The organism is Micromonospora sp. NPDC050795, assembly GCF_044456785.1.
GTDB lineage: Bacteria > Actinomycetota > Actinomycetes > Mycobacteriales > Micromonosporaceae > Micromonospora.
Genome location: NZ_JBITGE010000028.1, coordinates 31,482 through 40,918, shown reverse-complemented (window position 1 = coordinate 40,918; position 9,437 = coordinate 31,482). Strand labels below are relative to the sequence as shown.

At 68.3% G+C, this 9,437-nt stretch carries 13 protein-coding genes; all 13 read left to right on the top strand.

The genetic code is table 11. From position 1 onward, the window contains the following. Positions 1-32 precede the first annotated feature (32 nt). The 13 genes from ACIBEF_RS23325 to ACIBEF_RS23265 all read left to right on the top strand — a co-directional run bounded on the left by ACIBEF_RS23325 (position 33) and on the right by ACIBEF_RS23265 (position 9,435). Complete coding sequence (locus ACIBEF_RS23325; RefSeq protein ID WP_396795273.1) at positions 33-683, top strand: hypothetical protein; 651 nt, start codon at positions 33-35, stop codon at positions 681-683. Continuing rightward, entirely contained in the window at positions 680-1,252 is a 573-nt protein-coding gene (locus ACIBEF_RS23320) for a hypothetical protein (protein ID WP_396795272.1), read from the top strand. Before ACIBEF_RS23325 ends, ACIBEF_RS23320 begins: the two co-directional genes overlap by 4 nt. 168 nt (positions 1,253-1,420) lie before the next feature. Next, positions 1,421-2,407 carry a DUF932 domain-containing protein gene (locus ACIBEF_RS23315; protein WP_396795271.1) on the top strand — a complete coding sequence of 329 codons (987 nt, stop codon included), beginning with the start codon at positions 1,421-1,423 and terminating at the stop codon, positions 2,405-2,407. Between the two features lie 163 nt (positions 2,408-2,570). Then, positions 2,571-3,050: a hypothetical protein gene (locus ACIBEF_RS23310; RefSeq protein WP_396795270.1), complete on the top strand. Its 480-nt coding sequence runs from the start codon at positions 2,571-2,573 to the stop codon at positions 3,048-3,050. A gap of 94 nt (positions 3,051-3,144) precedes the next feature. After that, positions 3,145-3,609, top strand: coding sequence for a hypothetical protein (locus tag ACIBEF_RS23305; protein WP_396795269.1), 465 nt, complete (start codon positions 3,145-3,147; stop codon positions 3,607-3,609). After that, positions 3,606-3,938 carry a hypothetical protein gene (locus ACIBEF_RS23300; RefSeq protein WP_396795268.1) on the top strand — a complete coding sequence of 111 codons (333 nt, stop codon included), beginning with the start codon at positions 3,606-3,608 and terminating at the stop codon, positions 3,936-3,938. The genes ACIBEF_RS23305 and ACIBEF_RS23300 overlap by 4 nt, the downstream gene beginning before the upstream one ends. 23 nt (positions 3,939-3,961) lie before the next feature. Continuing rightward, a complete protein-coding gene (locus ACIBEF_RS23295) occupies positions 3,962-4,378 on the top strand; it encodes a hypothetical protein (protein WP_396795267.1) in 417 nt (138 codons plus the stop codon). After that, complete coding sequence (locus ACIBEF_RS23290) at positions 4,378-5,043, top strand: hypothetical protein (RefSeq protein WP_396795266.1); 666 nt, start codon at positions 4,378-4,380, stop codon at positions 5,041-5,043. Before ACIBEF_RS23295 ends, ACIBEF_RS23290 begins: the two co-directional genes overlap by 1 nt. Next, on the top strand, positions 5,040-5,435 hold the full coding sequence (locus ACIBEF_RS23285; RefSeq protein WP_396795265.1) for a hypothetical protein: 396 nt from the start codon (positions 5,040-5,042) through the stop codon (positions 5,433-5,435). Before ACIBEF_RS23290 ends, ACIBEF_RS23285 begins: the two co-directional genes overlap by 4 nt. A gap of 210 nt (positions 5,436-5,645) precedes the next feature. Beyond that, entirely contained in the window at positions 5,646-6,275 is a 630-nt protein-coding gene (locus ACIBEF_RS23280; RefSeq protein ID WP_396795323.1) for a hypothetical protein, read from the top strand. Between the two features lie 72 nt (positions 6,276-6,347). Further along, the gene (locus ACIBEF_RS23275) at positions 6,348-7,685 is read left to right on the top strand and encodes a helix-turn-helix domain-containing protein (RefSeq protein WP_396795264.1); all 1,338 of its coding nucleotides are present in this window, start codon (positions 6,348-6,350) and stop codon (positions 7,683-7,685) included. Positions 7,686-8,338: 653 nt separating this feature from the next. Then, a complete protein-coding gene (locus ACIBEF_RS23270; RefSeq protein WP_396795263.1) occupies positions 8,339-8,746 on the top strand; it encodes a hypothetical protein in 408 nt (135 codons plus the stop codon). Then, positions 8,743-9,435, top strand: coding sequence for a hypothetical protein (locus tag ACIBEF_RS23265; RefSeq protein WP_396795262.1), 693 nt, complete (start codon positions 8,743-8,745; stop codon positions 9,433-9,435). The genes ACIBEF_RS23270 and ACIBEF_RS23265 overlap by 4 nt, the downstream gene beginning before the upstream one ends. The last annotated feature ends 2 nt before the right edge of the window (positions 9,436-9,437 follow it).

Here is a 9,437-nt window from a genome sequence, read left to right as displayed (position 1 = left end):
CCGGCACCCGCACGCCCACGGAAGGAACAGATATGACCACCCCCGACGGCCACCCCGACCACGACCACGCCACCGACGGCCCGACGCACGCGCCGGGGTCGCTGCGCTGCCCCGAATGCGGGGAACCGGCCCGGCCAGTACCGCCGCGTGACTGGTCCCTCCACGGATTCGCCTCGCGTCCGGTCGCGTCCCACCCCGACGGCACCTCGTTATGCCCGGTGCCCGGTCCGAACGGCTCACAACCGGCCGAACCGATCGGCTCTCCGGCACGCCTGATCATGTGGCAGGGCGTACGGCAATCGTGGCTCATCCATCCTGATTGGACCGTTGCCGATCACCTCGCATGGCTCGTTGGCGAGGGCTACGACACCGACGACATGACCGGCGACCCGGCCGAGGTGGTCGGCCGGTGGCTGACCGAACACCGCCGTACCGCCCCGGTGCCCCGGCCCGCCAATGCCCTCCGCGTCTACATGGTTGCCGGGGGCGACATGGTGGCCGTGTTCGACTCGGCGGAAGCAGCCGACATCATGGCCGTCACGATGAGCGCCGCGAACCTCGAACCGGTCACCCTGCCCCTGACCGAGGCGCAATGGGAAAAGGCGCACGCCGTGTTGCGGTCACAGCTACCGCATATCACCGTGACCGATGCCCGGCCCGGCCGTGCGGCCGGTGCCTCGTGACCGGCCCATCGGACGCTGGCTCCGCCGCCGACCGGCCTGACATTCCGCCCTCGCTGGGCGCGCGTCCCCACGACGCCCGGCGCGGCCTACCCATCCCACCGGTCAACATCCACCCCAACCCGACCGGCGACGGGTCGCACGTGGACTTCACCACGATCAACACCACCGTCTCGACGCGCCTCGCGGTCGATCGGAGGTGCTCGCTGTGCGGTAAGCCGATGGGCTATTGGGTGGCGTTCCTCGGCGGACCCCGGGCCGCCGAGTTGATGCGCTACGCGGACCCGCCGGGGCACCCCGAGTGCATGGCCGCCGCGCTGTCGCTGTGCCCGCACATCGCGCTCGGTCGGCACCGCCGCGCCCGTGCCGACAGGCCGGGGGCGGGCATCATCCCGCCGGGGTCGCACGGCGACAAACCCGACCGGTACCTGTTGGGCATCACCCGCACCTACCGGAGCCGGGTCATCCCCGAACACGGGTTCACCGTGTACCTACCGGCCCCGTTCAAAACCGTCCACACGTACCTGTACGGCCCGGACGGGCGGCTACGCCCGGCCACCGACACCCGGTAGGCCACGCCGCGCGGCAGGCGTCAGATTCGCCGCAGAAACCTTCATCGACTCCACCCGATCGCTTGATCCACCGGTAGAGGTAGGAAACATTGTTAGTGACGGCGCGGCCGGGGGTTGCAACCCCCGGCCCGACCGTCCGCCAACACACAAGCTGGAAGGGGTGCCACCGTGGCACACGAACTGGAAACCTTCGCGAACGGCCAGACGGCCTTCGCCTCCGCGCGGTTGACCGCCTGGCATCAGCTCGGCACTGTGGCCGACGAGTGCATGACCGCCGAGCAGGTCATGAGCAAGGCGTGGCTCGGCGGCTGGGAGGTCCGCAAGATCGCCCTTCAGGGCATCGAGGTCACCGAGCGCGGGGTGACGAAGGTCGACTGCACCGACAAGTACATGACCGTGCGGACCAACCCGGTCACCGGCGAGACGGAGTACCTCGGCGTGGTCGGCGAGGACTACAGCGTGGTCCAGAACGAGCAGGTCGCCGAGACCCTCAACCTCCTGGTCGACGCCTCCGGCGCGCACTTCGAGACCGCCGGCTCGATGCGCAAGGGCCGCTCGGTGTTCGTGACCCTCAAGCTGCCCACCGCGATGCAGATCGCCGGGGTGGACGACATGGATCTCTACCTCGCGGCCACCACCTCGCACGACGGCACCGCCTCCCTGCGCCTTGATGCGACCCCCGTGCGGATCGTTTGCAAGAACACGCAGAACCTGGCCTTCGCCCGGTCGGTCAGCTCGTACACGTTCCGGCACACCTCGAACGTCAGCAGCAAGATTGCCGAGGCGCGGCAGGCCCTCGGCCTGATGTGGCGCGCGTTCCACGACTTCGAGACTGAAGCCGAGAAGATGATCAACGAGTCGTTGACCATGGGTGAGTTCGAGAAAATCGTCGCGCAGGTGTGGCCCCTCGCCGACGACACCTCGGACACCGCGAAGAACAACGCGAAGCAGCGCACGGCCGCGTTGCGGTACCTGATCCGGGACGCGGACACGCAGAAGGCGATCAAGGGCACCCGGTGGGCCGGCTTCCAGGCCATCACCGAGTACGTGGACCACTTCGCCCCCGCCAAGACCGACCTCGCCCGCGCCACGCGGGCGCTGACCGGTGCCGGTGCGGACCTCAAGGCCCGCGCGTTCGAACTGCTGGCGGTCTGACGTGGCCCGGCACGGGGGCCGGGCCACCACGCCCGACCCCGGTACCGGCGAGCACCCCGCCACCGGTACCGCAGCTGTCCCTACCGCACCCGCTACTACGGCCCCGCCAGCCCCGGAGCCCGCCGCTACGCCCCTGCATGCCCCGGAGCCGACGGCCACCTCGATGATCGGGCTGGCCAACCGGGTGTCCGCCCACTTCGCGGCAGCTGAGGTCGCCCGCGCGATGGCAGAACACTCGACCAGCGAAGCCGAACACGCCCACCTGATCGCCCGCGCCGAGCAGTGGGAAGCCCTCGTCAACGAGCAGTGGAACGCCCTCTGCTCAGCGATCTGGGCGACCGCGCCCGGCGGGGCGACGGTCGAGCGGTTCCTGCCGGTCCGGCCGCTGACCAACGGCCACGTCGAGCTGCACACCTACAGCACGGAAGGCCGCCGCCTCGTCGTTCTGCTCACCGGCGCGCAGGCCCTCGCCGTCGGCGCGCACCTGACCGCGTACGGGGCGCTCAGCCTCGACCGCAGCGGCCAGAAACTCGACCCCGGCCTACCCCACGTCAAGGCCGCACCGCCGTTCGACGCGGACGGGACCGCCGGTGCACCGGCCGCCCCGGATGGTGCCGACGGGCCACCGCCCGCCCATCCCTGACCGCCCGTGGACGTGCCGCGCGGCCACGGTCGCACCCCGGGCCGCGCGGCACACCCGGCCACATCACCCGTCGCACTCACCACGGAGTTTCCGCATGACCGCAGAACGATTGTTCAACCTTGCCGCCGAGTTCGCCGAGGCGACCGGCAACGCCGAACGTTTCCACGTCCGCGCGGCCTGCGCCACCGGCGACGACCGCATCGCTCTCACGGTGAAGGCGTCGAGCTGGAAGGGCATCGCCGCCCAACGACGCGAGGCGCTGCGCACCGGATTGAGCGAGGCACTGCCCGGGACCGTCACCGCCACGCCGGACGAGGAGCTGCCCGTTGCCCTCTGGCAGCGACGTTACGTCGAGGTCCGCGCCATCACCCTCGACGCCGCCCCGGTGCGCGTGCGCTACAGCCCCGCGCAGGCGGTCGCCCTCGGCACCGCCCTCATCGCCTTCGCGACCCTGACCGACCAACGAGGCGGCGGCACCCTCGGCGACATCATCGCCACCTTCCCACCCGACACGAGCGCCGGTAGCGAGCCTGTTCACGAGGGCGGGTCACCGGCATGACGAACGGGATCGACCCCTCGGAGAACACCGGATGCACAGGCGACGGGCAACGCACGGTCAGCACCGAGCAGCTCGCGGAAGCGCTCGCTCTACTCGGCTCGATCGACCCCGTCTGCGCCGACGTGCTCACCCGCCTCAACCTGCGCGTCTACCCGGGCGAGCCCGGCGACCGCACCGCCTACGTGGTGCTCGACGTGCACGGCGTCTCCATCGGCGTCAAACGCCGCGCCGCCGACCTCTACCTGCACGCCGACACCACCGAAACCGATGACCGCCTCATCGCGTTCGAGGTCAACGGTGGCGGCGAGATCGATCACCCCACCAGCTAGCTCTCACCCTGAACGGAGTTGTGATGTACCGATCACTGGAGTACGGCGACACCGCCCGGGTGATCAGCCCGTCCGACGCCGTCGAGTACCGCCTCGGCACCGTCACCGACGTCCGCTATTCCACCCCGCACACCACCTACGCCCTCCGCTACACCCTCCGCTTCCCCAACGGCGACGAGCGCACCTACCCCGCCGCGATCGTCAGGCGAGCCACCCGGGCCGACGACCGCGCCGACCTGGAAACCGCGCTCACCAAGGCGGCCGAGGCGGTGCGCGACGCCTGCCGCATCGCTCACGACTACGACGCCGACCTCAGCACCGGAACCGCGAGCCTGCTACGGCGGCTGGTCGACCTCGCCAGCCTGCGCCTCGGGCTGACCCTCGACCCCACCAACCCCGCTTGGCCGCTGACCCGCGACCAGGACGGAGGCGACCAGTAATGCCACCGCACATCCCGCACCCCGAGGAGTCCGCCCGTCATCCCGAGGCGGCAGCACTTCACCTGAGCACGGCGCCGGTCCCGGAGTCGCTCTACTGCCGCCGCTGCCGTCGAGCCCTCAACATCCGTCTCAACGACCTGGGCATGATCGTTGAGTACCTGCACGCGGCCGAGCAGCGCGGCCAGCGCAGCGACCACCGCCCCGAGCCGGTACCCATCACCGAGATCCCCGACCCGATCATCCAGTGCGACTTCTGCTCCGCACCCGACGCCGCGTGGATCTACCGATGCGCCAACCAGGTCACCGACGCGCGCCGAGTCACCGCACAGATCATCGCGGTGGGCGACTACCAGTCTCGGCACCACGCGGCACGGGTTCGCCGCACCGACACCGAGCACGCCTTCACCCAGGCATGGGGCGAACGCTGGTCGGCCTGCAACGGGTGCGCCGACCTCATCGAGGCCCGCGACCTTTACGGCCTGATCGGCCGTGTGGCCGACGCCATGCCCGCGAAGCTCACCCGAGGCAAACACCTGATGCGGACCCGGGGCCAGCTCCACGACAGGTACTCCGCCGTATTCGACACCCTCGCCCCCGGCCGAGGCCGCATCGCGCCCGGCCACCCAATCGGCACCGGTACCCACCCGGCGGGGGAGGCACCATGACCGACAACACGGGGCGGCACGGGTGGCCCGCCCTCACTCACGCGAAGGCCCGCCGCCAGATGAGGCCGGTTTGCGGGACCGATGACGTGCCATTGAGCCGCATCACCGAGGACCCCCACCTTGTCACCTGCCCCGACTGCGAAGGACTGGCCGACATCGACACGCTCCCCGACGATGCCACCGCAGGTGACCCCCGCGTCATCGAGCTGCTGCGGGAGGCGAAGGGCGGCGCGTGCCGCAAGATCGACGGGGTGCTGGTGGACGCGACCACCGCCGCCGCGATCCTGACCGTGTACGACGCCATCAAACCCGCCACCCGCGCGAAACTGGCCGCGCTGCGCATCGACCGCATGGCGCAAGTGGCATGGAAGGTGCTGCGCCCATCGAGGTAACCGGGTGGGTCGGTGGCCGGCGGGCACACCCGAGGGTGCGTGCAATTCCCGACCGGCCACCTCGCCCACTCCGGGCCGCCTGCGGACACACGGCCGCTTCTACCCGAGCCAGGGCGTGCCGCCGATCCTACGGCGAGCCGTAGCCGCCTCGACGGCACGGCGCCGGCAGAGAGCCCCCGCCGGAGGGAGGATGGGGACGTGGCACGACGCATGATCGGCGGACGGATCGCCCTCGACCGGGCCGAAGTCGCCGCGTTCACCGACGCGGCCTACTCCACGGTCAACCACTGGCACCGCCACCGCGCCCGGTTCGGTTTCCCCGAAGGCTTCCAGCACGACGGCCGCGAGTGGTTCTGGCTCGACGACATCGAGGCATTCCACACCGCGCACCAGGCCGCGAAACGCGCCGAGCTGACGAAGGTCGACCGCCGCGGCGACTCCGAAGACCTCATCGGCTCGGGCGCGGCGGCGAGGGTCCTCGGATACGGCTCGTATCGCAACCTGCCCGACACCCTGTATGACCACCCTGACCGAGTTGAGGTGCTGCCGGACGGGCGGGTGCGCCGTCTTTGGTTCCGGCGCACCGTGTGGGCCGTGGCCGACGCCCGTACGGGCCGGCAGTCCACCGGCCGCACCCCCGGCACCACCGGTGCCCGCAAGCCGCACCCGTACGCGGACGACCTCCGGCTTCGGGCCGCCCTGGAGTTGCTCAACGAGGCGGACGCCGCCGGGCGGGCCCGGCGTGGACTCGGGGTGGAGTTGGCGCGGAGGCTCAGCATTCGGCAGCGGACTGCGCAGCGGTTGCTGTCGGAGGCGCGCGGCGCGGCCGAACGCCGCTGATCACGTGCCACTCATCGACTAGCCGCCGATAACGGCTGAGCTTTCGTCGGCGGTCTCTCCTATCGTTGCCGTGTGGTCCTCCAGATTGACACCTCCGCACCGCTGCTGCGTCCGAGCCAGCTCACCGCCCTCGTCCGGGCCGTTGAGGGCGCCGATCCTCACGACGAGGATCGGTGGATCGAGTGGAAGTCGACCCTCGACCTGACTACGACGGCCGGGCTGGCTCATATCGTCAAGCACATCATCGGACTGGCCAACCGTCAGCCGGCCGCCGCCGCTCAGCGGGCTGGCGGATTCGGCTACCTCCTTGTTGGCGTGGAGCCCGGCGCGATCAAGGGTGTAGCGACGATCGACCTGGAGACCCTGATCGGTCGGGTGCGCCCCCACGTCGGCGACGTGGTGCAGTGGACGCCGGAGCACGTCACGGTCGACGGGAAACAGGTACTCGTCGTGATCGTCGACCCGCCGAAGGCCGGCGACCCCATCCACTGCCTCCGTAAGCAGATCGATAAATTCCTACCCGCCACCGTCTTCGTCCGGCACGCCGGCCGCACCGACCCGGCCAACCCCGGCGATCTCGACCTGCTTCAGGCCCGGTTGCTCGAACGTACTCCGAGGCTGCAGATGACCGTCGCGGCGACCCCGCCGACCATTGAGGAGTCGCCCGACATTCACGACGCGGTTAACCGGTGGGTGGAACAGCGCCGCCCAGTTCTCCTTGCCGCGCGCCACCAGTCCGCTCGGCAGCCCAGCGTAGGCATGGTGGGCGTGCACACCGGCTTTCTAGGACCGGTCCGAGACACCCGTACCGAGGAGCAGTACGCCGAAGAAGTCGAAGAATTCCTTGACGGGGCACAGGAAGTTCTTCAAGGTCGTGGATTTTGGGACCTGTTCCGCCACAAGCCAGCCTCATTGACCTTGACGGTGACCAACCCGACCGACGTTGGCTACACCGCCATTCGGCTTGTCGTCCATGTCCCTGGGCAGGTGAATGGCTACCCCGAGGAACTGGTCGAGGCCCTGGATGGCGACCGTCCTGGCGCCCCGCGTCCCCCGAAGCCACTCGGCACGCCCTTTGTTCGCAGTCTCGTCCCAAACCTCTCGGCATACAACTTTGCGGCGCACATCCCCGCACCCGTGTATCCCGGCCCAGGTCCCTCGTACACGGTGCGAGACAGCGGCTCGGTCACGATCGAGTACGACGACTTCGAGTTGCGTGCCGAAGAATCCGTGAACCTGGAACCGGTGCCACTGTTTGTCCTGGAAGAACCGGGCGCCACACTGACCGCAACATGGTCCGCAACTGCCGCCGAAGTCCGTGGACGGCTCGCCGGTGAGTTCACCATCACGGTCGATCCCAGCACCCTTGACTTGGAGAATCTTGACGACGACCACGAGGTCGAGGAGTGATCGTCGCTCTAACACGGCTAGGGCCCAGCTCTGCGATCTGAGATGGCGCGCCGCCGGTCCTTTTCGACCGGCGGCGCTCAGCTCGCTGTCACTCTTCGTCATCGGCCCGCCGCGGTACACCGGCACCTTCGGTACCTCGATGAGGTAGCTCAGCGCGCGGCCGGTCCGTGCCTCGGCTGGCGACGGTGCGATGCAGCCGGCCGTACGTCGGCATCGACCTCGATCGTACGGAGGCTGGGCGCTCTCTTGATCATGCGTCGTACCACCTAGCCGCGTTCGGCGCGGTGTCCGTTCGGGTGGCTGTGTCTGTGCCCACGCTGACCTCGACGGGTGGATCAAGCCCTGCCGGGCGTAACCAGGGGGGCCTCGGTGTCGTGTTGAGTGAACAGCTCGGCATCACTTAACGCACCGCGCACCGGTTGCTCGCCAGTGCCTACGAGCGACCGCTGCCAATCCTGCTGCCCCAGCATCTGACCAAGACGACAACTAGCCCATATCAGAGGAAGGTGTACTTGTGGCGCGAGACCGAGGGGTGTCGTGACAAGTTCGCGTCGCACCCCACACCTAGAGTCAGGTGCGTTCGTAGTCGGCGCGCCACAACGAGTCAGCATCGGCGTGGCGCCAACACGCCACGTCCGAGGGGTGCGCTACAGGTGTTCGACGAAGCAACAACCGCGATCATCACCGGAGCGACCGGCAACATCGTTGCTTACATGCTCAACGGCCACGCGGATGCCTTGCGTGCTTGGGTGTCGAGGATCTTCCGCACTGGAGGGGAAGCCCGGCACTCGCTGCCCCTTCGAGCATTGGAGGAGGACAGTGCCGCCTTGGCGTTGGGGGCCGCAACTGAATCGGACATCAGGGCGCGGTGGAGCGTACTGCTCACATCTCTCCTTGCCGCTCATCCCGAGTTGCGCGCCGAAGTCAACGCTCTCGCGACTACCTCAGTCCCGGCGAGTGTGGTCAACCTTGGTTCACAGAACAACTACGGCTCGGGGCCGTTTATCGCCGGACACAACTTCGGAAGTATTAGTTCGGCTCCAGGGCGGAAAGTCGAGTGACGGTATCCTTCCCTGAACACAATCCTCCGGTACAACAAAACAACTTTGGCCCCGGGCCGTTTGTTGCTGGCCACAACTTCGGCAACATCGAGATGGTGGACGACAGAACTAGGGCAGCCCTCGCTAAGATCTCCAACGATTTGCCGCCGGTTGGTGCACTGCTTAGTAAGGCCCTTGATGAAGGCTTGATACCGCCAGAGACGGTGCGTACCTTGGCGGGCGTAGCGCAGAATCTCAACGCGGATACCGCCCACTGGATCCACGAGGGTGGCCGAGGTATCAATGAGGACACCGCCTCCTGGATCTGGCAAGGTGGCCAAGGCATCAATGAGGACACCGCCTCCTGGATCGCACAGGCGGCACGAAACATCAACCCAGAAGTAGCGAGCAGCCTCACCCACACCGCTGGTGAACTGAAGGAGGCCGCCGATAGGTTTGAGGACGTACTCCGGCAAATAAGCTCCACCTCCGGTGCCCTTCGCGCGTCAAAGACCCACGCAAGTCAGTGGAGTCAAACTGCGGCAGCGATGCAGCGGGCAGCAGGCGAATTGGCAATGGCAAGGCAGGTCGAGGCAAATCTCCGAGATAAGTATTCGGCCAAGTGGTTCGGGTACGGAGCTATCGCGGGGTTCGTCGCTGCAATAGTGCTCGCTGTCCTAGTCATCGTAATCATGGTCAACGCCACCTAAGC

Coding starts and splice junctions, on each gene's coding strand:
- ACIBEF_RS23325 (WP_396795273.1), top strand. CDS start 33: ATGACCACCCCCGACGGCCACCCCGACCACGACCACGCCACCGACGGC.
- ACIBEF_RS23310 (WP_396795270.1), top strand. CDS start 2,571: ATGATCGGGCTGGCCAACCGGGTGTCCGCCCACTTCGCGGCAGCTGAG.
- ACIBEF_RS23305 (WP_396795269.1), top strand. CDS start 3,145: ATGACCGCAGAACGATTGTTCAACCTTGCCGCCGAGTTCGCCGAGGCG.
- ACIBEF_RS23300 (WP_396795268.1), top strand. CDS start 3,606: ATGACGAACGGGATCGACCCCTCGGAGAACACCGGATGCACAGGCGAC.
- ACIBEF_RS23295 (WP_396795267.1), top strand. CDS start 3,962: ATGTACCGATCACTGGAGTACGGCGACACCGCCCGGGTGATCAGCCCG.
- ACIBEF_RS23290 (WP_396795266.1), top strand. CDS start 4,378: ATGCCACCGCACATCCCGCACCCCGAGGAGTCCGCCCGTCATCCCGAG.
- ACIBEF_RS23285 (WP_396795265.1), top strand. CDS start 5,040: ATGACCGACAACACGGGGCGGCACGGGTGGCCCGCCCTCACTCACGCG.
- ACIBEF_RS23280 (WP_396795323.1), top strand. CDS start 5,646: ATGATCGGCGGACGGATCGCCCTCGACCGGGCCGAAGTCGCCGCGTTC.